At 59.8% G+C, this 24,946-nt stretch carries 25 protein-coding genes and 1 pseudogene; 10 read left to right on the top strand and 16 right to left on the bottom strand.

The window, feature by feature from the left end:
- Positions 1-14 precede the first annotated feature (14 nt).
- The 3 genes and pseudogenes from plsX to RGR602_RS06950 form a co-directional block, all read right to left on the bottom strand.
- Entirely contained in the window at positions 15-1,061 is a 1,047-nt protein-coding gene (gene plsX, locus RGR602_RS06960; RefSeq protein WP_039844515.1) for a phosphate acyltransferase PlsX, read from the bottom strand.
- Positions 1,062-1,166: 105 nt separating this feature from the next.
- Complete coding sequence (locus tag RGR602_RS06955) at positions 1,167-1,721, bottom strand: YceD family protein (RefSeq protein ID WP_039844514.1); 555 nt, start codon at positions 1,719-1,721, stop codon at positions 1,167-1,169.
- Between the two features lie 11 nt (positions 1,722-1,732).
- A pseudogene (locus RGR602_RS06950) lies at positions 1,733-2,322 on the bottom strand (ubiquinol-cytochrome C chaperone family protein).
- Between the two features lie 189 nt (positions 2,323-2,511).
- On the opposite strand from RGR602_RS06950, the gene RGR602_RS06945 reads away from it, so the two are divergent.
- Complete coding sequence (locus RGR602_RS06945; protein ID WP_039844512.1) at positions 2,512-3,036, top strand: outer membrane protein assembly factor BamE; 525 nt, start codon at positions 2,512-2,514, stop codon at positions 3,034-3,036.
- Positions 3,037-3,091: 55 nt separating this feature from the next.
- Here the strand turns inward: RGR602_RS06945 and RGR602_RS06940 are convergent, their stop codons facing one another.
- The 3 genes from RGR602_RS06940 to ribH all read right to left on the bottom strand — a co-directional run bounded on the left by RGR602_RS06940 (position 3,092) and on the right by ribH (position 6,366).
- A complete protein-coding gene (locus tag RGR602_RS06940; RefSeq protein ID WP_039844511.1) occupies positions 3,092-5,227 on the bottom strand; it encodes a sodium-translocating pyrophosphatase in 2,136 nt (711 codons plus the stop codon).
- A gap of 198 nt (positions 5,228-5,425) precedes the next feature.
- Positions 5,426-5,908: a transcription antitermination factor NusB gene (nusB, locus tag RGR602_RS06935; RefSeq protein ID WP_039844510.1), complete on the bottom strand. Its 483-nt coding sequence runs from the start codon at positions 5,906-5,908 to the stop codon at positions 5,426-5,428.
- Positions 5,905-6,366 (bottom strand): 6,7-dimethyl-8-ribityllumazine synthase, encoded by a 462-nt coding sequence (ribH, locus tag RGR602_RS06930; RefSeq protein WP_039844509.1) that lies wholly within the window; start codon positions 6,364-6,366, stop codon positions 5,905-5,907. Before ribH ends, nusB begins: the two co-directional genes overlap by 4 nt.
- Before the next feature lie 321 nt (positions 6,367-6,687).
- Between ribH and RGR602_RS06925 the strand changes: the two genes are divergently transcribed.
- From RGR602_RS06925 to RGR602_RS06915, 3 genes are all read left to right on the top strand, one after another.
- Complete coding sequence (locus RGR602_RS06925) at positions 6,688-7,047, top strand: hypothetical protein (protein ID WP_039844508.1); 360 nt, start codon at positions 6,688-6,690, stop codon at positions 7,045-7,047.
- 113 nt (positions 7,048-7,160) lie between these two features.
- A complete protein-coding gene (locus tag RGR602_RS06920; protein ID WP_039844507.1) occupies positions 7,161-7,655 on the top strand; it encodes a cupin domain-containing protein in 495 nt (164 codons plus the stop codon).
- A gap of 25 nt (positions 7,656-7,680) precedes the next feature.
- On the top strand, positions 7,681-8,214 hold the full coding sequence (locus RGR602_RS06915) for a GNAT family N-acetyltransferase (protein WP_039844506.1): 534 nt from the start codon (positions 7,681-7,683) through the stop codon (positions 8,212-8,214).
- Here RGR602_RS06915 and RGR602_RS06910 read toward each other — a convergent pair.
- The 7 genes from RGR602_RS06910 to RGR602_RS06880 form a co-directional block, all read right to left on the bottom strand.
- Entirely contained in the window at positions 8,177-8,797 is a 621-nt protein-coding gene (locus RGR602_RS06910) for a riboflavin synthase (protein WP_039844505.1), read from the bottom strand. The genes RGR602_RS06915 and RGR602_RS06910 overlap by 38 nt on opposite strands.
- Entirely contained in the window at positions 8,797-10,053 is a 1,257-nt protein-coding gene (gene ribD, locus RGR602_RS06905) for a bifunctional diaminohydroxyphosphoribosylaminopyrimidine deaminase/5-amino-6-(5-phosphoribosylamino)uracil reductase RibD (RefSeq protein WP_039844504.1), read from the bottom strand. Before ribD ends, RGR602_RS06910 begins: the two co-directional genes overlap by 1 nt.
- 3 nt (positions 10,054-10,056) lie before the next feature.
- Positions 10,057-10,533, bottom strand: a complete 477-nt coding sequence (gene nrdR / locus RGR602_RS06900) for a transcriptional regulator NrdR (protein WP_039844503.1) — start codon at positions 10,531-10,533, stop codon at positions 10,057-10,059.
- A 9-nt stretch (positions 10,534-10,542) separates the two neighbouring features.
- On the bottom strand, positions 10,543-11,841 hold the full coding sequence (gene glyA / locus RGR602_RS06895; RefSeq protein ID WP_039844502.1) for a serine hydroxymethyltransferase: 1,299 nt from the start codon (positions 11,839-11,841) through the stop codon (positions 10,543-10,545).
- A gap of 344 nt (positions 11,842-12,185) precedes the next feature.
- The gene (locus tag RGR602_RS06890) at positions 12,186-13,487 is read right to left on the bottom strand and encodes a L,D-transpeptidase family protein (RefSeq protein WP_039844501.1); all 1,302 of its coding nucleotides are present in this window, start codon (positions 13,485-13,487) and stop codon (positions 12,186-12,188) included.
- A 463-nt stretch (positions 13,488-13,950) separates the two neighbouring features.
- Positions 13,951-14,466 (bottom strand): transcriptional regulator LdtR, encoded by a 516-nt coding sequence (gene ldtR / locus RGR602_RS06885; protein ID WP_039844500.1) that lies wholly within the window; start codon positions 14,464-14,466, stop codon positions 13,951-13,953.
- A 130-nt stretch (positions 14,467-14,596) separates the two neighbouring features.
- Positions 14,597-15,034, bottom strand: a complete 438-nt coding sequence (locus RGR602_RS06880) for a DUF6163 family protein (RefSeq protein ID WP_039846705.1) — start codon at positions 15,032-15,034, stop codon at positions 14,597-14,599.
- A gap of 132 nt (positions 15,035-15,166) precedes the next feature.
- On the opposite strand from RGR602_RS06880, the gene hemB reads away from it, so the two are divergent.
- The 5 genes from hemB (at position 15,167) to RGR602_RS06855 (ending at position 18,735) form a co-directional block, all read left to right on the top strand.
- The gene (gene hemB / locus RGR602_RS06875; protein WP_039844499.1) at positions 15,167-16,180 is read left to right on the top strand and encodes a porphobilinogen synthase; all 1,014 of its coding nucleotides are present in this window, start codon (positions 15,167-15,169) and stop codon (positions 16,178-16,180) included.
- 71 nt (positions 16,181-16,251) lie between these two features.
- On the top strand, positions 16,252-16,710 hold the full coding sequence (locus RGR602_RS06870) for an RDD family protein (protein WP_039844498.1): 459 nt from the start codon (positions 16,252-16,254) through the stop codon (positions 16,708-16,710).
- A gap of 169 nt (positions 16,711-16,879) precedes the next feature.
- Complete coding sequence (locus RGR602_RS06865) at positions 16,880-17,656, top strand: arginyltransferase (protein ID WP_039844497.1); 777 nt, start codon at positions 16,880-16,882, stop codon at positions 17,654-17,656.
- Positions 17,657-18,538: a DMT family transporter gene (locus RGR602_RS06860; protein WP_039844496.1), complete on the top strand. Its 882-nt coding sequence runs from the start codon at positions 17,657-17,659 to the stop codon at positions 18,536-18,538. It abuts the gene before it with no gap.
- Entirely contained in the window at positions 18,538-18,735 is a 198-nt protein-coding gene (locus RGR602_RS06855) for a Fic family protein (RefSeq protein WP_063855987.1), read from the top strand. Before RGR602_RS06860 ends, RGR602_RS06855 begins: the two co-directional genes overlap by 1 nt.
- A 33-nt stretch (positions 18,736-18,768) precedes the next feature.
- Here RGR602_RS06855 and RGR602_RS06850 read toward each other — a convergent pair whose 3' ends face one another.
- The gene (locus RGR602_RS06850; RefSeq protein WP_039844495.1) at positions 18,769-19,224 is read right to left on the bottom strand and encodes an SRPBCC family protein; all 456 of its coding nucleotides are present in this window, start codon (positions 19,222-19,224) and stop codon (positions 18,769-18,771) included.
- 154 nt (positions 19,225-19,378) lie between these two features.
- The gene (gene parC / locus RGR602_RS06845; RefSeq protein ID WP_039844494.1) at positions 19,379-21,631 is read right to left on the bottom strand and encodes a DNA topoisomerase IV subunit A; all 2,253 of its coding nucleotides are present in this window, start codon (positions 21,629-21,631) and stop codon (positions 19,379-19,381) included.
- A gap of 220 nt (positions 21,632-21,851) precedes the next feature.
- On the opposite strand from parC, the gene RGR602_RS06840 reads away from it, so the two are divergent.
- Entirely contained in the window at positions 21,852-23,039 is a 1,188-nt protein-coding gene (locus RGR602_RS06840) for a YdgA family protein (protein WP_039844493.1), read from the top strand.
- A gap of 79 nt (positions 23,040-23,118) precedes the next feature.
- Here RGR602_RS06840 and aspS read toward each other — a convergent pair whose 3' ends face one another.
- On the bottom strand, positions 23,119-24,909 hold the full coding sequence (gene aspS, locus RGR602_RS06835) for an aspartate--tRNA ligase (protein ID WP_039844492.1): 1,791 nt from the start codon (positions 24,907-24,909) through the stop codon (positions 23,119-23,121).
- Positions 24,910-24,946: the final 37 nt, after the last annotated feature.

Below are 24,946 nucleotides of genomic sequence, written 5' to 3'. Positions count from 1 at the left end.
TTAAACCTCGTTGCTCATGCGGCTTCCGGCCCCATCGGGGGTAACCGCTTGGCATGATATTTCTTGAGATCGTTTTCTATTTTCTGATTGAGGCCATTCTTGGCCATATCATAGCCGACCTCGATGGCAGCAGCGATGCCGTCTGCATTGGCGCCGCCATGGCTCTTGATGACGATGCCGTTGAGACCAAGGAATACGCCGCCATTGACCTTGCTCGGGTCCATCTTTTCGCGAAGCATGTCGAAGGCGCTCTTGGCAAAGAGATAGCCGATCCTGGCAAGCAGCGTGCGGGACATCGCAGCACGCAGGTATGCGGCAATCTGTTTTGCCGTACCTTCTGCCGCCTTCAAGGCGATATTGCCCGAAAAGCCTTCGGTCACGACGACATCGACGGTGCCTTTCCCGATGTCGTCGCCTTCGACGAAACCGGAATATTCGAGCGAATCGATATTGGCCTCGCGAAGCAGCCGGCCTGCTTCCTTGACTTCTTCCTGGCCTTTCATCTCTTCGACGCCGACGTTCAGCAGGCCGATCGTCGGCCGTTCGAGTTCGAAGAGGGCGCGCGCCATGGCGCCGCCCATCAGGGCGAAGTCCATCAGCTGCTGAGAATCAGCGCCGATCGTCGCGCCAACATCGAGAACGATGCTCTCGCCTCGCAGCGTCGGCCAAATGGCCGCAATCGCCGGGCGCTCGATATTGGCCATCGTGCGCAGACAGAACTTTGCCATGGCCATCAGAGCGCCGGTGTTTCCCGCGGAAACGGCGACATCAGCGTCGCCCGTCTTCACGGCCTCGATCGAGCGCCACATGGTGGAAATATATCGGCCGCGGCGCAGCGCCTGGCTGGGCTTCTCGTCCATGCGAACGGCAAGTTCGCAATCGTGGAAGACGGACTTTTCCCTCACCTTCGGAAACTTGGCGAGAACCGGATCGCACTGCTCTTTCAGTCCAAAAAAGACGAAGGAGATATCCGGGTGCCTTTCCAATGCTTTCGCGGCACCGGGGATGACAACCTGGGGACCAAAGTCGCCACCCATGAGGTCGAGAGATATTCTGATCACGCGTCCCTGATCCTTTTCTTTCGCCTGAGGGGAGCGAAAATTTCGGCCAAAATACCGGTTTTCCTATCGCTTACAACTGAATTGTGTCAAATACCCCACGGGTGTTCAGTCCTTCTGCCAATCCTTGAGTACCCCAAAGGCAGAAGGCTTCTTATCGTTTTCACCCGTATCTTCGATATGGCCGGAGAACTCGACACCCTTCTTGCGGGGATAGGGATCGATCGCCAGCGCGGCGAATTCCATCACCACTTCTCCCGCGTCGATCGTGTCGCCAACGAAGGTGTCAGGCAGGTCCGATCCGTCAGGATCGAGAACCATTTCGCCGGCATCATTGGCCGGGTGCCGGGCGAGTTTCGAATTCTCGGGCACGTAGATCTGCTCGAACTGCTCGTCGATATCGGCAGGTACCGGGTCGAGCGTCACCACGCAGGCCTGAACGATCTTTGCCTGCACCCTGCCCTTCACGCGGACGCCATCCTTCTTCCAGCGATTAATCTGCAGGTCCGCACGCAGATCGTCGACGGACAGTACATCCCAGCGTTGGGCAAGCGCTTTGCGCTCTTTCTCGTCCGCTTTGAGGTGCACTTCGACAGGGTTTGCGGAGATATGGCCGACCTTGACTAGGTAAGAAAATGGAATGTCGTCTTTGCGATGTTTCATTGGGGTCCTCCTTACGCTGCCTGTGGCAGCGTCGCCGAGCCGGTGGCGATCCGCTCCTCGGACTGGGCCGACAGATCGGCTTCGGCGCCAAACATCCAGTTGGCAAGCGCCGTCATGTCGTAAGCGTCGGCGGCTTGTGGATGGATATTGCGGTTAAGGGCTGCGGCAAGGGCCGCGCGGTCGCCGCTGTCGATTGCCGCCGAATAGGATTCGAGACGTCCGTAGAACATGCCGGCAAGCTTCTTCATGCGTTTCGGAACCCCGTTGTCGCTGATGCCGAGTTCGCGGATCGAATGGTCGATATCCTCAAAGAAGGCATCGACGATCTCCTGGGCAATTTCCTGTCCACTGGTTTGGCAGGAGCGTGTGCGGCGGAAGAAGAGGATCATTACCAGCGACAGCATCTCGAAACGGCCCATCACGGTGTCCGGAACATGCATGGTCTCGTAGAATTGCGGCATACGGGCTGCGGCAGTCAGCACCGAATACTGCCGTCCGACGATCGCCTGATTGTTGTTTTTCTTTCGAAAGAGCCCGAAGATCATTGTTTCTTCCGGAAAAGCCTCGTTCTTCACGCGGAGTTGCGTGGGCCGTGTTGCATGATTTCGAAAGCTGGTTTACCGAAGCAGGCGCGAATTGCAATGCCGAAGGTGGCCACTTTCGGGACAGTGCCCTTGTCGGCCCGATCTCGGGGAATTGGGAGTATTCGACCCCGGAAAGGCCACAAAGGTTTTGCATCAGCGGTGATTGCAGGGCCGGAAAGCTGCCTATCGAGACCTCAAGGGAGTAGATGTCGTTGAAGAAACGGTATTTCAAGTCTGACATAAAATTCTTCAGCAGCGCAGCCATCGCCATCATGATTGCCTCAGCAGGCCTCACAGGTTGCCAAACGGGAACAGTGCTTAACGGCGGCTATATTGTCGACGAGCAATCCCTCAATCTCGTTCCGGAAGGCTCGAGCCGCGAACAGGTGCTTCTGTCGCTCGGCACGCCTTCGACGACGGCAACGTTCGACACCGAGGTCTTCTATTACATCTCGCAGAGGCGCACGCGCTCCGTCGCCTTCCAGAAACTGAAGGTCGTCGACCAGAGCGTGCTTGCGATCTACTTCGATAAGGACGGCGTCGTCGCGCGCCGCGCGAATTACACGCTCCAGGACGGCAGGGTCTTCGATACGATTTCGCGCGTGACCCCGACCGGCGGCCGCGAACTGACCTTCCTGCAGCAGGTTCTGGCAGGCGGCGCGGGCGGTGCAGCAAAGAGCCTGTTCGGAACGCCTTCAGGCAATCCGCAGAATCCTGCAAGTATCCGATAAATATCCGCCCCAACAGACAAACCCGCCGGATCGCTCCGGCGGGTTTCTTCTTCGATCAGGCCAAGACCGCCAAGAGCAGCAAGGCGACGATGTTTGTGATCTTGATTGCCGGATTGACGGCTGGACCTGCGGTGTCCTTGTAAGGATCGCCGACCGTATCGCCGGTCACGGAGGCCTTGTGTGCGTCCGAGCCCTTCATGTGGCGTACGCCGTCCTTGTCGACGAATCCGTCCTCGAATGACTTCTTCGCGTTGTCCCATGCACCGCCGCCCGATGTCATCGAGATGGCGACGAACAGGCCGTTGATAATGACGCCGAGGAGCGATGCGCCGAGTGCGGCGAAGGCCGAGGCCTTGGAGCCGGAGACCAGCAGAACACCGAAATAAACGACGATCGGAGCTAGGACCGGCAATAGCGAGGGGATGATCATCTCGCGGATTGCGGCCTTGGTCAGAAGGTCGACGGCCTTGCCGTAGTCCGGCTTTTCCGTGCCCTGCATGATGCCCGGCTTTTCCTTGAACTGACGGCGCACTTCCTCGACGATTGCGCCGGCGGCTCGGCCGACAGCCGTCATGGCGATACCGCCGAAGAGGTAGGGAATGAGCCCACCGAAGATCAATCCGGCCACCACGTAGGGGTTGGAGAGATCGAATGAAATCTCCCCTATGCCTGCGAAGTAGGGAAACTTGTCGCCATTTGCCGCAAAATATTTGAGGTCATAGGAATAGGCCGCAAAAAGCACCAGCGCGCCGAGTCCGGCAGAGCCGATCGCGTAGCCTTTTGTCACGGCTTTCGTCGTATTGCCGACGGCGTCGAGCGCGTCCGTCGACTTCCGGACTTCCGGCGGCAGATGGGACATTTCGGCAATGCCGCCGGCGTTGTCGGTCACGGGACCGAAGGCATCGAGTGCAACGATCATACCGGCAAGGCCGAGCATGGCGGTGACGGCGATGCCGGTGCCGAAGAGGCCGGCGAGCTGGTAGGTGCCGATAATACCGGCAACGATGACGATCGCAGGCAGCGCCGTCGATTCCAGCGAGACCGCAAGGCCTTGGATGACGTTGGTGCCGTGGCCGGTCACGGATGCCTGGGCGATCGAATTGACAGGGCGTTTGTTGGTGCCGGTATAATATTCGGTGATGACGACAATGAGCGCCGTAACCAAGAGGCCGACGAGGCCGCAGAAGAAGAGATTGGTACCGGTAACATCCACACCGCCGGCCTGTCCGAGCGACCCCCAGCCCACCGTCAACGATGTCGCAGCGCCTAGGCCGACGATCGAAAGGAGGCCGGTGACGATAAGGCCCTTATAGAGTGCGCCCATGATCGAGCCGTTGGTTCCAAGCTTGACGAAAAAGGTACCGACGATCGAGGTGAGGATGCAGGCGCCGCAGATTGCCAGCGGATAGACCATCGCCGACTGCAGGATCGGTGCCCCGGCAAAGAAGATTGAGGCGAGAACCATGGTTGCGACGACGGAAACGGCATAGGTTTCGAAAAGGTCGGCGGCCATGCCGGCGCAGTCGCCGACATTGTCGCCGACATTATCTGCGATCGTCGCCGGGTTGCGCGGATCGTCTTCCGGAATGCCTGCCTCGACCTTGCCGACGAGATCCCCGCCGACATCGGCGCCCTTGGTGAAGATGCCGCCGCCCAGACGAGCGAAGATCGAAATCAGCGAGGCACCGAAGCCGAGCGCGACGAGCGCATCGATGACTTCGCGCGAACCACTTTCATGGCCGAGCAGGCTGGTCAGGATGAAATAATAGATGGATACGCCGAGCAGTGCCAAACCGGCGACGAGCATGCCGGTGATGGCACCGGATTTGAAGGCGATATCGAGGCCGGCCGAGAGGCTGTGAGATGCGGCCTGCGCCGTGCGGACGTTGGCGCGAACGGAGACGTGCATGCCGATAAAGCCGGCGGCACCGGAAAGCACGGCGCCGATCAGAAAGCCGATGGCGGCCATGCCGGAGAGAAGCAGCCAGGCTGCGATGAAAACAACGATGCCGACAATCGCAATCGTCTTGTACTGGCGCATGAGATAGGCCTGCGCGCCTTCACGGATGTAACCCGCGATTTCCTGCATGCGGCTGTTTCCCTGATCGGCCGCCAGTACCGAGCGGGTTGCCCAGACGGCATAAACCACCGAGAGCAGACCGCATGCAATTACGCACAAAAGAATTATCATTTCGCTCTTTCCTCCAAAAGTGCCAGAGCACTCCCCCCTCCGGCCACGAACGCAGCCGAATCGTCTTCTCTCCACAGAAACGCTCTAGCTTTGCGTGCGGAGATTGCGGGGTGGGAAACACGACGTCAAGACCGCAACGGACGAAAACCCTTGCAGCGCAGCGTAAAGCGCAAAATGGTCCGATAGCGGACGGAAGGCTTACTTCTTCATTTCGCCGCGCACCTGTTTGGCGATGCGGTCGAGCACGGCATTGACGAGCTTCGGCTCGTCATCCTCGAAGAAAGCCTGGGCGATCTCGACATATTCCGTAACGATCACGGCCACCGGCACGTCTTTGCGGTCGAGAAGTTCGAAAACGCCGGCGCGCAAGATCGCGCGCACGGTGCTGTCGAGGCGCGACAAGGCCCAGTCGTCCTGCAGGGCAGAGGCGATCAACGGATCCAGACGAAGCTGCTCGCGCACCACGCCGGAAACGATGGAACGGAACCACGCGGCATCGGCCTTGAGATAGGTCTCGCCGTCGATTTCTTGACCGAGGCGGTGAGCCTCATATTCGGCGACGATTTCCAGAACACCGGTGCCGCCGATATCCATCTGGTAGAGCGCCTGAACAGCAGCCAGACGCGCAGCGCCGCGCTGGTTTGCCGTCTTTATCTGACGCTCCGGATTTTCACTAGTCATTCGTATGCACCCAGTTTCTTCTTCAGCTCGATCATCGTGAGAGCTGCGCGAGCGGCAAAGCCGCCCTTGTCTTTGTCCGAGCGGCGGGCGCGTGCCCATGCCTGCTCATCGTTTTCGACCGTCAGGATGCCGTTGCCGATGGCAAGGGATTCGCTGACGGCGAGATCCATCAATGCGCGGGAGGATTCGTTCGACACGACCTCGAAGTGGTAGGTCTCGCCGCGGATGACCATGCCGAGAGCGACATAGCCGTCATATTGCGTGCCGCCATTGTCGGCGCCGTCAAGCGCCATGGCAATCGCCGGCGGAATCTCCAGGGCTCCTGCAACGGTGACGACATCGTAGCTCGCGCCGGCTTCCTTGAGCGCAAAGGTTGCCCCTTCCAGAAGAGCGTCGGCCATGTCGTCGTAGAAGCGGGCTTCGACGATCAAAATATGGGGAGCGTTATCTCGCGCCATGCATCACCTTCGGTTTCTGAGGACTTTGCCTTTTGGCAGGCCGCGGTCAAAACATGCCTTTCGATGAATGGCAAGCAAATTCGGATCATGGCCGGAAATCTCTGCAAGAGGATAGCAGAAATATACGCCGGCCGTTTGCCATGCACGCTCGCAAGCACCTTGAAAACGGCAAATCGAAGGCAATCGTTATGAACAATTTGTAATGTTATTTCAGGTGTTTAGCTATTGATTCCACGCTGCGGCCGACCCAACTCAACAAGCGTAACGCCGACGATCCCCTGCACGACAGCCGACCGTCATAGCAGATGAAAGGATACCATCATGAACCGCGTTGCTACAATCGCCATCGTTTCCGTCTTGCCCTCCCTCGCGCTTGCCGGCGTCAGCCGTGCGGAAAGCTTTGGCATGAACAGCCCATCGGGCATCGAACAAACGCTCCGTAATTTCCGGGGTAATGACTTCAACGTAAAGCATTTCTACAACTGGCACGACGCAAGCCCCGAAGCATACGGTCCGCGCTCCGCTCCGCCACGCTCGGCCCAGGAAGTGCGCCAGATTCAGGCATCGATCGACGCCAACAAGATGCTGACGCGCAAGCTCGGCAATGACGGAGTCAATGTCCGCAACGTCATCAATGCCGAACAGGCGGCCGATGGCAGCATTACCTTCTATACCGACTGATCGGCGCAGGGCGGCGCAGATCGCTGCGCCGCCCTGCCCGACAATTCTACTGACGCCTATTGAAAACCATCCCGAATTGATGGTCTGTTTGTCCCTGCAAAAGGGGACAAGACATGCCACGGGATATCAAACCGGTTCTCAATATTGCCGACCTGGCGCTGGAGCGGTGGCAACAGGGCTCGCTCTACGAGGGCGCCGACACATCTTTCGGCCGTCTGCTTGGACTCTCCAACCTCGGGATCAGCTACAACGAGGTGCCGCCCGGCAAATCGAGCTGTCCGTTTCACAATCACCATGTCGAGGATGAGCTGTTCTTCGTCATCGAAGGGACGGGCGAATACCGTTTTGGAAGCGAACGTTACCCCATCAGGAAAGGCGACACGCTCGGCGCGCCTGCCGGCGGCAAGGAAACGGCCCATCAGATCCTCAATACCGGCAGCACGACGCTGATCTATCTCGGCATCTCCACGATGGCGAAGACGGAGATCGTCGAATACCCGGATTCCCAAAAATTCCTCGCCAAGACAGATCATCACGTCGGGCGCTTCCGCTTCATCGGGCGCGCGGAGAACGATCTCGACTACTGGGACGGCGAAGCAGGCGCGTGAGACAGGTGGTCAGAAAATATCCAAGATGATCAATGTTCCGACCATCGAAACGAAACGGTTGATTCTGCGGCCGCACCGGCTCGACGATTTCGATGCCTACATACACTTATGGGCAGATGCGGACGTCGTTCGCTATATCAGCGGCGTGCCATCGACACGCGAGCAGACATGGTCCCGCCTCCTAAGGGCGAGTGGCATGTGGCATCATATGGGTTTTGGCTTTCTGATCATCGAGGAAAAGCAAAGCGGGCGGCTGATCGGCGAAGCAGGCTTCCATGAAGCCCGACGTGAGATGTCTCCACCAATCGAGGAAACACTGGAAACCGGATGGGTGTTGCTGCCTTCCGCACAAGGACGGGGCTATGCGACAGAAGCACTCACGGCGCTGATCGCATGGGCTGACTGTCATTTCCCCGGCAAGGAGATGACCTGTATCGTCAGCCCGGAAAACGCAGCTTCGCTACGGGTGGCGGAAAAGCTCGGCTTCCGCGAGGTGGCGCGTACCGATTATCACGGCGAAATCATTCTGCTTTCGCGGCAGGGAATTCAGCCAGCCTAGCTGCATAGCGCGCCATCGTATCAACCTCGAAATTGACGAAATCACCGGCCTCTCGCTCGCCCCATGTCGTGACTTCCAAAGTATGGCGAATGAGAAGCACATCGAAATCCGTGCCTTCGATGGCGTTGACCGTCAGCGACGTACCATCGAGCGCGATCGAGCCTTTGGGCGCCACGAATTTCGCAAGATGCTCCGGGGCGCGCAGACGGAAGCGGGTCGCATCGCCTTCCGTAGTCACCGACAGGATTTCTGCCTTGCCGTCGACATGCCCTGAGACGATGTGGCCGCCGAGTTCGTCGCCGATCTTCAGAGGACGCTCGAGATTGACGCGGGTGCCTTCCTTCCAGCTTGCAAGCGTCGTGAGCCTTAAAGCCTCTTCCCAAGCCTCCACCTCGAACCAACGCCCGTTGTTGCCTTCGTCCGGCAGGCCGGTCACCGTCAGGCAGATGCCCGAATGGGAAATCGACGCGCCCATATCGATGGTCTTAGGGTCGTAATTGCTCACGACGCGGAGCTTCACACCCTCGTTCATGGCAGAAACGGATTCAATCATGCCGATATCCGTGACAATTCCGGTGAACATCAAAATTCTCTTTCGTATTCGTCCAGCCGGTCGTCGCCGAACATGAATGTGCCTCTATGGGCAAAACCGGATGGCATATCGGACTTCGTCAAAGGCGATTCAATACCGCCCTCGCCGATGATGATCTGGCCCTGGTAAAGCTGGATTCGATCGACGAGACCGGCGTCGAGGAAAAGCTGTGCCGTCTTCGCACCGCCTTCGACCAGGAGCGAGGATATGCCGCGCGAGGCGAGCGCCGGAAGCAGCACTTCGGGATGGTAAGGATGGCAGTATAGGATTTCAACGCCTGCAGCCCGCAGGGCTTCGGCGCGGGCCTCACCCCCCTTTATCCTGCCGGGCATCTCCCCCACCAGGGGAGGGATCGGCAGGTTGCCGCAGCTCGCGTCTACCGGCACCTCATCAGTGGTGGCGTCGATCCCGGCGGAAGAATGCGGGCGAGCGTTCACCCCATCTATCTCGCCCCACGTGGGAGAGATGTCCGGCAGGATAAAGGGGGCGGCCTCGCCTGCAACGGCAATGGTCGGCACCTCTCGTGCTGAACGCACAAGTTTACTGCCGAGCGGCAAATCAAGCCGCGGATCAAGCACGACACGCACCGGCGACAGCGATTGCAGGCCCGGCACCCGCACCGTGAGTTCCGGGTCGTCGGCGATCGCCGTGCCGATGCCGACGAGGATGGCGTCGGTTTCAGCGCGGAGCGCCTGGACCTGTGCGCGGGCGAGTGGACTGGTGATGGCGATCTGTCCCTCGCCTTTGCGGCCGATCATGCCGTCGGCGGAAACCGCAAGCTTCAGAGTCACATAGGGCCGGTTCTTCGTTTGCCGCGTGAGATAGCCGGCGAGCGAGCGCCTGCCCTCCTCTTCGAGCACGCCGATATCAACCTCGATGCCGGCTTCGCGCAGAAGCGCGATGCCGCGGCCGGAGACACGAGGATCAGGATCGGTCACGCTGATGACGACGCGCGCGACACTGGAGGCAATCAGCGCGTCGGCGCAGGGCGGCGTCTTGCCGTGATGAGAGCAGGGTTCGAGCGTCACATAGGCGGTGGCGCCGCGAGCCAGTTCGCCTGCCTCGGTGAGCGCCTGCGGCTCGGCATGCGGGCGCCCGCCGATCGCCGTCGTGCCGCGGCCGACGATTTCGCCGTCCTTGACGATGACGCAGCCGACGGAAGGATTTGTGGAGGTCTGGCCGAGATGCAGAAGGCCAAGACGGATTGCCTCGGCCATGAAACGCCTGTCATGCGGTCCGGCGCTCAAGGCTCAGGTCTCCAAACTGTCGCGGCTGATCTTGGCGTTGATTTCGGAGATGACCTTTTCGAAATCCTCGGCATGCGAGAAATCCCGATAGACCGAGGCATACCGAACAAAGCCAACGTCATCGAGACTCTTGAGAGCTTCCAGCACTTGAAGGCCGATGGCCTCGGAGCTGATTTCGACTTCGCCGGAGCTTTCGAGGCGGCGGACGATGCCGGAAACAGCCCTTTCGATGCGGTCACGGTCGACCGGACGCTTGCGCAGCGCGATCTCGAAGGACCGCACCAGCTTGTCGCGGTCGAAAGGCACCTTGCGGCCGGTCTTCTTGACGACCATCAGCTCGCGCAGTTGCACGCGCTCGAAGGTCGTGAAGCGGCCGCCGCAATCGGGACAGATCCGTCTGCGGCGGATGGACGTATTGTCCTCCGCCGGACGTGAATCCTTGACCTGGGTGTCTTCCGATCCGCAGAATGGGCAGCGCATGCGCTATCCTTAGCCGATGTAATCGTACATTGGGAAGCGGCCGGTAAGGTCGACCACCTTGCCACGAACGGCTGCTTCGACTGCAGCGTTGCCTTCATCGGAATTGGCGACCTTGAGGCCGTCGAGAACCTCAACTATGAGGTTGCCGATTTCCTTGAATTCCGCTTCCTTGAAGCCGCGCGTCGTGCCTGCCGGAACGCCGAGACGGACGCCGGAGGTGACAAAGGGCTTTTCCGGATCGAACGGAATACCGTTCTTGTTGCAGGTGATGTAGGCGCGCCCGAGCGCTGCTTCGGCGCGCTTTCCGGTCGCGTTCTTCTTCCGAAGATCGACGAGCATCAGGTGGTTGTCGGTACCGCCGGAGACGACATCGAGTCCGCCTGCCATCAGCGTCTCGGCAAGCGCTTTAGCGTTCTTGACGATCTGCGCGGCGTAGTCCTTGAAATCCGGCTGCAGCGCTTCGCCGAAGGCGACGGCCTTGGCGGCGATGATGTGCATCAGCGGACCACCTTGGAGGCCCGGGAAAACAGCCGAGTTGAACTTCTTCGCCAGATCCTCGTCGTTCGTCAGGATGACGCCGCCGCGCGGGCCGCGAAGCGACTTGTGGGTCGTGGTCGTTGCGACGTGGCAGTGCGGGAACGGCGACGGATGCTGGCCGCCGGCAACGAGGCCGGCGATATGAGCCATGTCGACCATGAGATAGGCGCCGACCGAATCGGCAATCTCGCGGAAACGCTTCCAGTCCCAGACACGGGAATAAGCGGTGCCGCCGGCGATGATCAGCTTCGGCTTGTGCTCTTCGGCCTTGCGGGCGACTTCGTCCATGTCGAGCAGGTTGTCGCCTTCGCGAACGCCGTAGGACACGACGTTGAACCACTTGCCGGACATGTTGACTGGCGAACCGTGCGTTAGGTGACCGCCCGAGTTCAGGTCGAGGCCCATAAAGGTATCGCCCGGCTGCAGCAGAGCCAGGAAGACCGCCTGGTTCATCTGCGAGCCGGAATTCGGCTGGACGTTGGCGAAGTTCACGCCGAAGAGCTTCTTGGCGCGTTCGATCGCCAGTTCTTCAGCAATATCGACGAACTGGCAGCCGCCGTAGTAGCGCTTGCCCGGATAACCTTCCGCATATTTGTTCGTCATGATGGAGCCCTGGGCTTCCAGCACCGCGCGCGAAACGATGTTCTCCGATGCGATCAATTCGATCTCATGCCGCTGGCGGCCGAGTTCCTTTTCAATCGCGCCGAAGATATCCGGATCGGTGTCGGCAAGCGAGCGATTGAAGAAGGTCTGCGTGGAAGCATTTGTCATGGGCGGGCTCCTCAACTGGAATGCGCGAAGGTATTAGCGTTCCGCCCTGCCGAGAGCAATACGAAGAACGACATTTGCTGGGCAATCTACGCGCAGGAGTGTCGTGGACTTGGCATTGTCGTGGGATGCCCCTCACCCTGATCCTCTCTGCGCCAGCTTGGAGGGGACATGCCTCGCAAAACTTAGAGATTAACCGAAGCGCTGCGACATATCCCCTTCGCCTCGTTTACCGAAAGAAGATCCCGGCAAACGCATGAAGGGCAACCGCTTGCAAAAAATAAAAACCGCGCCTTCCAGCGCGGTTCGCCTTCCAGCGCGGTTTTCTCAATTCAGACGCATGACGCTTACTGAACCGGCTGCTCCATTCCAGCGGTCGTATCGAGAGCAAGCTCGGCGTTGCCGTCCATCTGGTAGATGTCGTCGCGGAACTGCACGAGGCCGTCCGGCATGCCCCAGGCGGAGATGTAGACGAAATAGACCGGGATTTCCTCGGCGAGCGTAATCGGCGTGTTGACCCGGCTGGCAATCACCTGCTCCATCTGCTGGCGCGACCACGGCGGGGTGTCGCGCAGCAACCAAGTCGTCAGGTCGCGGACGTTCTGGACGCGAACGCAGCCGGACGACTCAAAGCGCATCAGCTTGTTGAACAGGCCCTGCTGCGGCGTGTCGTGCATGTACTCGCCGTTCTTGTTATGGAAATTGATCTTCGCCGAGGCCATGGCGTTGATCTTGCCTGGATCCTGACGGAACATCAGGTTCGGCGCCTCGCCATTCCAGTCGATGGTTTCCGGGGCGACTTCGTTGCCTTTGCCATCGATCAGGCGAATGGCGTTCTTCTCGAGATAAGTCGGATCCTTGCGCATCAGCGGCATGATGTCCTTCTCGACGATCGAGCGCGGCGCAGTCCAATAGGGATTGAGGATGACCTCGTAAATCTTCGAGTTGACGATATGCGTCGGGCGGCTGATACGTCCGACGACCGCCGCATGACGTGTCGCCACACTGCCGTCCTCGACCGCCTCGACATAGGCGGCCGGAATATTGACCATGACATGGCGCCGGCCGAGATCTTCCGGGAAGGTCTGCAGGCGGATAAGGTTGGTGTTCAGCTGCTGCAGGCGCACATCAACCGGAATGTTCATCGCCTTCAGCGTGAATTCGCCAATGACGCCGTCTGCCGGAAGGCCATGACGAGCCTGGAAGCGCTTGACCGCACCATCGACATAGGAATCGAAGGCGGACGACATGCCTGCTTCGCGCGGCAGGTCGCCGGTAATGGCAAGGCGCTGGCGCAGGGCCTGAACGGAAGGATCAGTCACGCCGAGCTGGAGACGCAGGCCAGCCGGATTGACCTCAGGCCAACCGCCTGCGGAGGCGATCTGCTGATACTCCATGATCGCCTGCTGGATGCTCGGAACCGATTGCGGGCTGAGGATCGGGGTATTGGAGACGGCGGCACTCGCCGTGCGCGAGGCAGCCTTGGCATCGAACTGATCATCCCACGCGCCGCGGCGCGGTGCGTTGATCAGCGCATCGAGCGCGGACTGCGCAAATGCCGGGGCGGCGATTGCACTGGCGCCGACGGTTGCCGCAGACGCAAGAAAAGCGCGGCGCGAAAGAGCTTCAATTCGGTTTTTCTTCGACATAATCCCAACCACTCAATGCCGCAGCTTGAAAGGAAAACCGCGGGCTTTGCGATTCACTGCGCCACGGCGCAGATCACTACCATTCCGTTTTCCGGCGCATCACAGGTTTCCGCGCCGGGCCATCACAAGATTGCGAGCCGGAAGCGCGGACGACCTTGAACTATCATATGAGAAGCGCCGCTTGCCGTGCATGTCCGCTGTCATACCAATATGGCCAATTCGTGTCGCCGACGGCCAAGAGGCCTACCGATCGTCGGGAGCGGCACGGACGAAACCTATCGATCCATCGTAAACGGTGCTGGTTAATAGCGGCTAAAAAACGGCCTGAATACAGGTGCTGAATACAGGCCGCTGTGCTTGGGTGCGACGCGTTGCAAAGATGACACGCTTGGCCCCGGAACGGCAAAACCGGACGCGCAGGGACGCATCCGGTTTTCTTCGACCTTGGAGGAGGTCTCTTACCTTAGAGCCGGTAAAGGATCTGGTCGTTCCAGAAACGGTCGAGGCGCTGCAGGAGCCTGTTCATCTGGGTGAACTCGTCCGTGCCGATGCCGCCGACCTTGTCGATCGAGGCGATGTGGCGCTCGTAGAGCTTGGCGACTGTTTCGGCGACCTCAGTGCCGGTTTCCGTCAGGCTGATGCGGACGGAGCGGCGGTCGATGCGCGAGCGCTGGTGGTTGATGAAGCCGAGATCGACCAGCTTCTTAACGTTGTAGGACACGTTCGAGCCGAGATAGTAGCCACGCGAGCGCAGCTCGCCGGCGGTCAGCTCGGAATTGCCGATGTTGAAAAGGAGCAGAGCCTGGATGGCGTTGACGTCGCTGCGGCCCTGACGGTCGAACTCGTCCTTGATGACATCCAGAAGGCGGCGGTGAAGACGTTCAACAAGGTGAAGGGATTCCATGTAAAGATCACGGATGTCCTGGTCCTGCTGATCACGGAAGTTCGATACCGCCTGCGGCTTGATTTTCGTATTCATGATGACTGCCTCACTGTTTGTTTGGCGGTGTTGGTTTTCTTCCCGCCTTGAGACAGACCCTATCGAATACAAATAAAATTCTACTTAAACTGCAGGCTTAACAGCACCTTACCGGAAACTCCGCGTTGTATCAGGGTAAATCAACGCTTACTTTGCGGCGCTGGCGGCGTTTTTCCAGCCAGAGCGCCAGGCGGAAAACCAGATAGACCGAGGCCACTGCGCCATGCATCAAAAGGATGAGCCGGTTGGACCCGAAGGTCTGCGGCAGCAGGCCATACATCAGGATTTGTCCGCCTGCGGCGAGCACCCAAACGACCGGGCCCCAGGATACCGTCAGCCAGAGGCCGAGCGAAGCGACGGGGAAGAGGACGGCAAGGCTTGTGGCCGCAACCTTCCACGGCAAGCTCAGAAGATCGAAGCGCCCTGCCCCCACCAGTGAATAGCCAACAAGCATCGCCCAATATTGCAGGCCGAACCAGAAGCAGGAGATCGCGATCAGCCTCAGAAAGAGGATGAACAGGATGTCTATCAGCGTCCGCTTCGGCATCGTCGGAGAATCATTTTCCATGGCGCAGACTTTAGGGTTCCCGTTGCGGCTCCACCAGCGGCTGATCCGCCGCGGCCAATCGCCCGGTTTGGTTTTCCGGTCCGTCATGATAATGAGCGGACCAAGAAATGGAATGGCCAGGAACGAAAGACAATGCAGGACAAGACGCACCTCGTCGACGAGATCACCGGGCACCGCCGCATGCGCCGCAATCGCAAGGCGGACTGGACGCGCCGGCTGGTGCAGGAAAACCGGCTGACGGTGGACGACCTGATATGGCCGGTCTTCGTGATCCCCGGTTCCGGAATCGTGGAACCGATCCCCGCCATGCCCGGCGTCAACCGCATGAGCATCGACAAGCTGGCGGATGCAGCCAGGGAAGCGGCTGACCTCGGCGTCCCGGCAATCGCCACCTTCCCGAACATCGAGATGGCACTCCGTGACGAAACAGGCTCGAACAGCCTGGAGGCCAACAATCTTATCAATCAGGCGACGATCGCCATCAAGAAAGCCGTTGCGAACATCGGCGTGATCACCGACGTGGCTCTCGACCCTTTCACCAGTCACGGCCATGACGGCATCCTCAACGGTGGCGAAATCGTCAACGACGAGACCGTCGATCAGGTCGCGCGCGCCGCCGTCATGCAGGCTGATGCCGGTTCCGATATCATTGCCCCGTCGGAAATGATGGACGGCCGCATCGGCGCGATCCGGCGGGCGCTCGATGCTGCAGGGCACCAGAATGTCGGGATCATGAGCTATGCCACCAAGTTCGCGTCGGCATTCTACGGGCCTTATCGCGAGGCGATCTCAACCGGCGGCCTGCTGAAGGGTGACAAGAAGACCTACTATATCGATCCTTCCAATGGCACCGAGGCTATCCGCGATGCGGCACTCGATGTCGAAGAAGGTGCGGACATGCTGATGGTCAAGCCTGGCCTGCCCTATCTCGACATCTGCTGGCGCATGAAAGAGGCCTTCGGACTTCCGACCTTCGCCTATCAGGTTTCCGGGGAATATACACAGATCAAGGCTGCAGCGATGAATGGCTGGATCGACGGCGAACGGGCGATGCTGGAAACGCTGCTGGCCTTCAAGCGGGCCGGCTGCGACGGGATCCTGACCTATTTCGCGATCGAGGTCGCCAGACTGCTGGCAAAGCGCTGATCTTCACGCATTATTGTATCTTCGGCGGCCGACACCATATCAGTGGCATCGATTTCCAAGGGAGACCGCAGATGAGCCTTAATCCGAACCCGCTTTATGCCGCACCGGAAGACTGGCGCGCCTATAGCGGCACGCTGAGCCGGCGAGTCTTCGCGTTCATTCTCGACTACATCATTGTGCTGCTTCTGTGCATTCCCGCGGCAGTCGTGCTGTTTTTTCTGTCGATTCTGACGCTCGGCCTCGGCTTCTTACTCTATCCGGCGCTCTTCGTGCTGGTTGCCGGCCTTTATTTCGGCTTTACGGTCGGCGGGCCGAGCCAGGCTTCGCCCGGCATGCGGGCGATGGGGATCGCAATCGTGCGCGTCGATGGCCGCCCGATGGATTTCCTTTTGGCGATCGCTCATCTGGCGCTTTTCTGGATCCTTAATTCGCTGTTGACGCCGCTGATTCTGCTTGCTGGTCTTTTTACCGAGCGCAGCCGGCTGATTCACGACCTGCTCGTCGGCACGGTTACCGTTCGCACCGACTGAGGCGGCAAATTAAATCCGCCGCCGGTCTTTGCCGGCCGGCCCGCGGCGCCATATCAAAAAAGAACAGAAAAATTGATAGCGCGGATAGACCAGCCGCGCTGTTGACGTTTTCTATTCTTAGTTCATGCTGTCTTGAAATAGTCAGTGCGAAAGGACATTTCCCCGGCAGATGAATACGCAGGCCTCGCCATCACCGCAGTTTTATCTGACGGCTCCGGCTGCATGTCCGTATTTGCCGCATGAGATGGAGCGTAAGGTCTTCACGCATCTCGTCGGTCCGCGGGCTGCAGAAATGAACGACATCCTGACACAAGGCGGCTTCCGCCGTTCGCAGAACATCGCCTACCGCCCCGCCTGCGAAGCCTGCCGTGCCTGCGTCTCGGTGCGTATCCTCGCGCAGGAGTTCCAGCCGACGAATTCAATGAAACGGGTGCTCGCCCACAACGTCGACGTCGTTGCGACCGAATTTCCGGCGCAGCCTTCCAGCGAGCAGTATTCACTCTTCCGCCGCTATCTCGACGACCGCCATCAGCAAGGCGGCATGTCCGACATGACCGTGCTCGACTATGCGATCATGGTGGAAGATACGCATGTGAACACCAAGATCATCGAATATCGCAAACGCGAGGAAGGTTCGGGCCTGGAGACCCGTCCGCGCGGCGAGCTCCTGGCCGCGGCGCTGACCGACACGATGAGCGACGGCCTTTCCATGGTCTATTCCTATTTCAATCCGGAATATGACAAGCGCTCGCTCGGCACCTTCATGATCCTCGATCATGTGAAGCGCACGAAGGCGCTCGGCCTTCCCCATGTCTATCTCGGCTACTGGGTTCAGGGATCGCGCAAAATGGATTACAAGACGCGCTTCCAGCCGCAAGAGCACCTGACGCCGCGCGGCTGGGAACGCTTCGATCCCTCCATGATGGCCGAAGGCACGCACGACTAAATGTCCCTTCCTTCCCTTTCCGGTCACCGGAAAGGCCTTGCCCTGACGGCAATCGGTGGCCTGGCCCTTTCCATGGACATTCCGCTCGTGCGACTCGCCGAGGGAAAGATGTGGCCGATCCTCGGCCTTCGCAGCATCACGACGGTTCTGGTGACGCTGCTTATCGTCGCAGCGATCCGCGTGCTGAAAGGAAAATGGCCGATCTTGATCCCGGGACGGCACGGCATCGCTGCGGGACTGCTTTACGGCCTGTCCACACTGACCTTCCTGCTTTCAGTCTTCAACACGGCCACGGCCAACGTCGTCTTCATCGTTGCCTTCAATCCGATGTTCGGCGCGCTGCTTTCGTGGATATTTCTGAAAGAGCGGCCGCCGGTTTCGACCTTGGTGGCGATGGCCGCCATGATCGTCGGCGTCGGGCTGATCGTGCATGACGGAATTTCGAGCGGCCACATCTTCGGCGACGCGATGGCGCTTCTGAGCGCGCTCATCCTCGGCGCGGCAATCACGGTCGGCCGGGCCTCTCGGCGCGACATGGGCTTCGTGCCGCTCCTTGCCGCGATGTTCCCGGCAATCCTCGGCTTTGCCATGGCGCTGCCTGCGGGCGTTTCGATCGATCATCCCGGCTGGATCATCTTCAACGGCGCCATCGTGATGCCCGTTGCCTTCTGGTGTCTGGCAACCGGCCCGCGCTATCTCTCGGCCCCCGAAGTCGGCATGTTCTACCTGCTGGAGACGGTACTTGCCCCGATCTGGGTCTGGTTCATCTTCGCTGAAGTTCCGACGGCGATGACACTCATGGGCGGCGCCATCCTCATTATAGTGATCATGACGCATTCGCTCTGGATGGCACGCGGAGGCGGTGTTCGACAGCGACGATAGTGTTTAGCGAGGACGATATCTTTATCCTTCCCGCTGCATATCTTCATGGGATCATCCGAAACCATCCTTTGATCGACGGCAACAAGCAGACCGGTTACCTCGCTGCGTTCGCCTTCCCATATGTAAACGGCTGTCTCATTGATGCCGACAACGCCAGATCGTTGTCTTCCTCGCCTCCGTCGCCGCCGGCGAAATAGACGACGCGGGCGTGACGCGCTTTCAGCGTATCCTCAGCTCGCTAGCCGGTCCGTCTGTTCCAGCACCCGTTCCAGGCCGTCCATCACATGCTTCCAACCCTGACGGGTCTTTTCTTCGAACGCCCCCCATTCGGCGCACATTTCGTGGGAGAGCGTCAGGCGGCTGCCGGCACCCAGCGGCTCGATGTCGATCTCGACGCGGTCGGGATTGTGGTCGTGCTCCTCCGCCGAGAAGCTGAAGGCCATGTGTCTCGGCCTGCGAAGTTCGAGAAATATGCCGCAGTGGCATGCGTCGCCGGTTGGGCGCCTGTCGATGATCAGAAAGCGGCCGCCGACATGGGGAGCGATTTCGGCGCGGATAACATGGCCATCCTTCGCCGCGAAAAGGAAGCGCCTGGCGATTTGCGGGTTGAGCCATGCGTCGTAGACGACGGAAGGCGGCGCATTATAAGTGTGATCGACATGCAGCTTGATGGTATTGGCAGACATTGATGCTCCTCCGTTTGGGGGCTGCGCTGCGAGCGCAATGCCCAACGGCCATTCCGTCCGTCCTCGGAATGAACCTGTTCCCAATTTTGATAACAGGAATGAAATAGAGGATACGACCCGCTCGCCAAGAGCGGATCGCCAATTTGTTATCGCCTCAGCCGGCAAATTTGCCGCTGCGCGGGAAGCCCTTTGGAACCGTGCGGCCCGCAGAAGCGCGGTCGCCCAACCATTCGGCCAGTTCTTCCTTGTTTTTTGTGAAAGTACGACCTGCGCTGTCTTCCCAGACGAGACCGTCGGCGATCGCGAAACAACGGACGTCGGAAATGCCGCCATCCTTGTATCGCTGCAGACGCACGCCCTTGCCGCGGCCCATCTCCGGAACCTGGGCCAGCGGGAAGACCAGCATCTTGCGGTTCTCGCCGACGACAGCGACGTGATCACCGCTGACGGGCACGATGAGCTTGGTCTCGTCCGGCATCGCAACATTCATGATCTGCTTGCCCTTGCGGGTGTTGGCAGCCATTTCGGATTCCGCCACAATGAAGCCGTTGCCGGCCGTCGAGACGATCAGCTGCTTGCGCGCCGGATCGTGGACGAAGGCCGTCAGCACAGCCTGATCGTTATCCATGTCGACCATGATGCGCAGCGGCTCGCCATGGCCGCGCCCGCCGGGCAGCTTGTCGCCGCCGAGCGTGAAGACCTTGCCGCCGGTGGTGACGACAAGGATCTTGTCCGTCGTCTGTGCCGGGAAGGCTATCTTCAGCGCATCGCCCTCCTTGAAGGTCAGGCTCGCGGTGTCAGCGATGTGGCCCTTCAGCGCACGGATCCAGCCTTTTTCGGAAACGACGACGGTGATCGGTTCCTTCTCGATCATCGCGTGCTGGATGGCTTGTTCGTCGGCTTCGGGCGCCTCGGCGAACTGGGTGCGGCGGCGGCCGATTTCGGTTGCCTTGGCGAACTTCTTCTTCACCTCGCCAATTTCCCAGGCGACCGTCTGCCACTGCTTTTCCTCGGAGGCGAGCAGCGCCTCGATGCCGGTCTTCTCCTTTGTGAGTTCGTCAAACTCGGTTCGGATTTCGAACTCTTCGAGCTTGCGCAAAGAGCGCAGCCGCATGTTGAGGATCGCCTCGACCTGGTTGTCGGTCAGTCCCCAGCGGGCCACCATCACCGGCTTCGGTTCGTCCTCCTCGCGGATGATGCGGATCACCTCGTCGATGTTCAGGTAGGCAATGAGCAAGCCGCCGAGGATTTCGAGGCGTCTGTCGATTGCGGCAAGGCGGAAGCGTGAACGGCGCTGCAGGACCTCGCGGCGGTGATTCAGCCACTCCTTCAGCACCTCGTTCAGCGCCATGACGCGCGGAATGCGGCCCATGGACAGAACGTTCATGTTCAGCGGGAAGCGGCTCTCCAGCTCCGTCAACTTGAACATCGATTCCATCAGGATCGTCGGATCGACGGTACGGCTCTTCGGCACCAGCACGACTCGGACGTCTTCGGCCGACTCGTCGCGTATGTCTTCCAGCAGCGGCAGTTTGCGGGCGATCAGCAGCTCGGCGATCTTTTCGATCAATCGCGACTTCTGTACCTGGAAGGGGATTTCGGTGACGATGATCTGATAGCCGCCGCGACCGAGATCTTCGATCTGCCACTTGGCGCGTACGCGGAAGCCGCCGCGGCCGGTGCGGTAGCTTTCGATGATGCTTTCGCGACCGTCGATGATGATGCCACCGGTCGGAAAATCCGGGCCCGGAATGAACTCGACGAGCTTTTCGACGGTCGCATCCGGATGCTTGATCAAGTGCAGTGCCGCATCGCAAAGCTCATGGGCGTTATGCGAAGGAATGGAAGTCGCCATGCCGACGGCGATGCCGGAGGAGCCGTTCGCGAGCAGGTTCGGGAAAGACCCCGGAAGAACGGTCGGTTCCTCGTCTTCCTCGTTATAGGTCAGGCGGAAATCGACGGCATCCTGCTCGATGCCTTCGAGAAGCAGCGCCGTGACCTCCGTCATGCGAGCTTCGGTATAACGGTAGGCGGCGGCGTTATCACCGTCGATATTGCCGAAGTTTCCCTGCCCGTCGACGAGCGGATAACGCTGGGAGAAATCCTGCGCCAGACGCACCAGCGCATCGTAGACGGACTGGTCTCCATGCGGGTGGAACTTACCAATGACGTCGCCGACAATGCGGGCGCATTTCTTAAAGGCCGCGTTCGGGCGTATGCCCATCTCGCTCATGGCATGAATGATGCGCCGATGAACCGGCTTCAGACCGTCGCGGACGTCTGGAAGCGCGCGGTGCATGATGGTCGAAAGTGCATAGGCCAAGTAACGCTCCTCGAGCGCGGCCTTCAGATCAACCGGGTGAATGCTGTCGTCTCCGCCGGAAGGCGGCAAAATCTCTTGTCCCATGAGCCTTGCCTAGCCCAGAAGGCGATTCACGGCAAGGAATGAGGGGGTGGCCCTGTGGATGACGCGCTGGAACGCCATGAAAAGGTCATCAAGCATCGCCACCAATTTGGACTTTGTTTGCTTTCCCCTTCAACAGAAATTTATACAGCTGCAAATATAAACTGCGTTCGATTCGCAGTAATTTCACTGCAATTTGCAACCACCACCAAAGGACTTACCCATGACCTTTTACCGGACAACCCGGCTGATGCTGTCTGGCGCCGCGTTCCTGTCACTCGCCGGCTCCGCGTTTGCCCTCGACGGGCAGGATCTCCTGAAGAAGCTCAATGCCGCCTATAGCGCCCAAGGCGGAACGATCACTGCCGATGGCGTCGATGTCGACGACACGACGGTGACGCTGAAGAACGCGAGCTTCAAGCCGACCGGCAGCGGGCCCCTCAACATCGGTGACATCACGATGACCGGCGTCGAGGAAGACGAAGACGGCGGTTACTACATCGAGGAAGCAGCCTTTCCCGACATCAACATCACCGAGGACGGGGCGACCGTCAGCGCCTCCGAAATGACGCTCGGCGGCATATCCATTCCTGCTGATGCCAGCGGTGACGGCCTCGACTCCATATTGCTTTACGAAACGGCGCATGTCGGCCCGTTCAAGGTCACCAAGAATGGCAAGGAAGTCTTCTCGCTCGGCGAAACCCAGATGAACCTGTCGCTTCGTGAAGACGAATCCGGCTTCGACTTCGACGGCGCATTCAAGAGCATGAAGGCGGACCTTAGCGATGCTCCGGACCCGCAGGCGAAGGAAGCAATCGAGAAGCTAGCCCTGCAGCACGTCAACGGCGACATCACGATGAAGGGCGCTTGGGATCTCGGCCCCGGCACGATCGACATCTCCGAATTTGCCCTCGACGTGACAAATGTCGGCCGCCTAAACCTTGCCTTCAAGATTTCGGGATACACTCTGCCTTTCATGAAGTCGCTGCAAGAAGCGGCCAAGGCCTCTGAAGCGAACCCGAACAAGGAAGAAGCCCAGCAGGCGCTTGGCCTTGCCATGCTCGGCCTGATGCAGCAACTTTCGTTCAACGGCGCCGAAATCCGCTTCGATGACGCATCGATCACGAAGCGTGCGCTGGAATATGCTGGCTCCAAGCAGAACATCTCGGCACAGCAGATGGCGGATGCGCTGAAGGCTATGGCGCCGATTGCGCTGGCTCAGCTCAACATCCCGGAACTGCAGAACGCGATTTCGGCAGCGGTCAACACCTATCTCGACGACCCGAAAAACTTCGCTGTCAGCGCCGCACCGGCCAAGCCTGTCCCCTTCCCGACCATCATGGGTGCTGCCATGGGCGCTCCGAACACGCTGCCCGGCGTGCTCGGCGTGAAGGTGACGGCGAACCAGTAAGATTTGAACTTCACCAACAAATAAGCCCGGTAACGCACCGGGACCCGGTAACGCACCGGGCTTGTCGCATTGGAAGAACTCAGTCTTTGTTGACCGGCGGGATCGGGCGGATCGCCAGTTCGCGCAGCTGCGCAGGCGTTGCCGACGACGGTGCGCCCATCAGAAGGTCCTGGGCCTGCTGGTTCATCGGGAAGAGCGAGATTTCGCGCAGGTTCTTCGCGCCCGCGAGCAGCATTACGATCCGGTCGATGCCGAAGGCGGCGCCACCATGCGGCGGTGCGCCGTACTGGAAGGCGCGATAGAGACCGCCGAAGCGATCCTCGACGTCCGCCTGGCTGAGCCCCACCTTTTCGAAGGCCTGGACCATCAGTTCCGGCGACTGGTTACGGATCGAGCCCGAAGCGATCTCGAAGCCATTGCAGACGGCGTCGTACTGGAAGGCCTTGATCGTCAGCGGATCCTGGTTCTGCAGCGCCTCCAAGCCGCCCTGCGGCATGGAGAAGGGGTTGTGCGCGAAGTCGACCTTCTTCTCGTCCTCGTTCCATTCGAAGAACGGGAAGTCGACGATCCAGCAGAGTTCGAAACGGTCGCGGTCGATGAGGTTCAGCTCGTCGCCAGCGCGGTTGCGCGCTTCGCCTGCGAACTTGTAGAACTTGTCGGGCTCGCCGGCGACGAAGAAACAGGCATCGCCGTCATCGAGGCCGAGCTGGGTGCGGATCGCATCCGTGCGCTCTTCGCCGATGTTCTTGGCGAGCGGACCGGCTCCTTCGAGCTTTTCGCCTTCCTTGCGCCAGAAGATGTAGCCGAGGCCGGGCTGGCCCTGGCTCTGCGCCCAAGCGTTCATGCGGTCGCAGAAGGCGCGGGAGCCGCCGGTCTTTGCCGGGATCGCCCAGACTTGGACCTTCGGGTTGGACGCGATCATGTTCGCGAAGACCTTGAAGCCGGAGCCGGCGAAGTGTTCGGTCACGGCCTCCATGACGATCGGGTTGCGCAGGTCCGGCTTATCGGAGCCGTATTTGCGAATTGCCTCGTCATAAGGAATGCGTGGCCATTCCTTCGTCACCGGCTTACCTTCGGCAAACTCCTCGAACACTTTGGTCATCAGCGGACCCGTGGCGTTCCAGACGTCTTCCTGGGTCACGAAGCTCATTTCGAGGTCGAGCTGATAAAACTCGCCAGGCAGGCGGTCGGCTCGCGGGTCTTCATCACGGAAGCAGGGCGCGATCTGGAAATAGCGGTCGAAACCGGCAACCATCAAAAGCTGCTTGTACAGCTGCGGCGCCTGCGGCAGAGCGTAGAAGGTGCCGGGATGGATGCGGCTCGGCACGAGGAAGTCACGCGCCCCTTCTGGCGAGGAGGCCGTCAGGATCGGCGTCGAATATTCGGTGAAGCCGATATTGCCCATTTCACGGCGCATGGCAGAGATGATCTGCGTGCGCTTGACGATGTTCTTGTGCAGCGTCTCGCGGCGAAGGTCGAGGAAGCGGTATTTGAGGCGGACGTCTTCCGGATAATCCGGCTCGCCGAAGACCGGCAGCGGCAGTTCCTTGGCGGCGGAGAGGATTTCGATCTCCTGGGCGTAGAGCTCGATCTCGCCGGTCGCCATCGCCTTGTTGACGGTGTCTTCAGTACGCGCCTTCACGAGGCCGTCGATGCGGATGACCCATTCGCCGCGAACGGTTTCAGCGATCTTGAAAGCCGGCGAATCCGGATCGGCAACAACCTGGGTGATGCCGTAATGGTCGCGAAGGTCGATGAAAAGAACGCCTCCATGGTCGCGAACGCGGTGGACCCAGCCGGAAATCCGGACATTCGAGCCAACATCCGACTTCCGGAGGGCTGCACATGTGTGGCTGCGGTAGCGATGCATAATGTCTAATCCTGGTATTTTGGCTTGAGACGGCAGC

The sequence above is a fragment of the Rhizobium gallicum bv. gallicum R602sp genome, from assembly GCF_000816845.1.
GTDB classification, from domain to species: Bacteria; Pseudomonadota; Alphaproteobacteria; order Rhizobiales; family Rhizobiaceae; genus Rhizobium; species Rhizobium gallicum.
The sequence above is the reverse complement of the archived record's forward strand: the minus strand, read 5'-3'. Positions and strand labels throughout refer to the sequence as shown.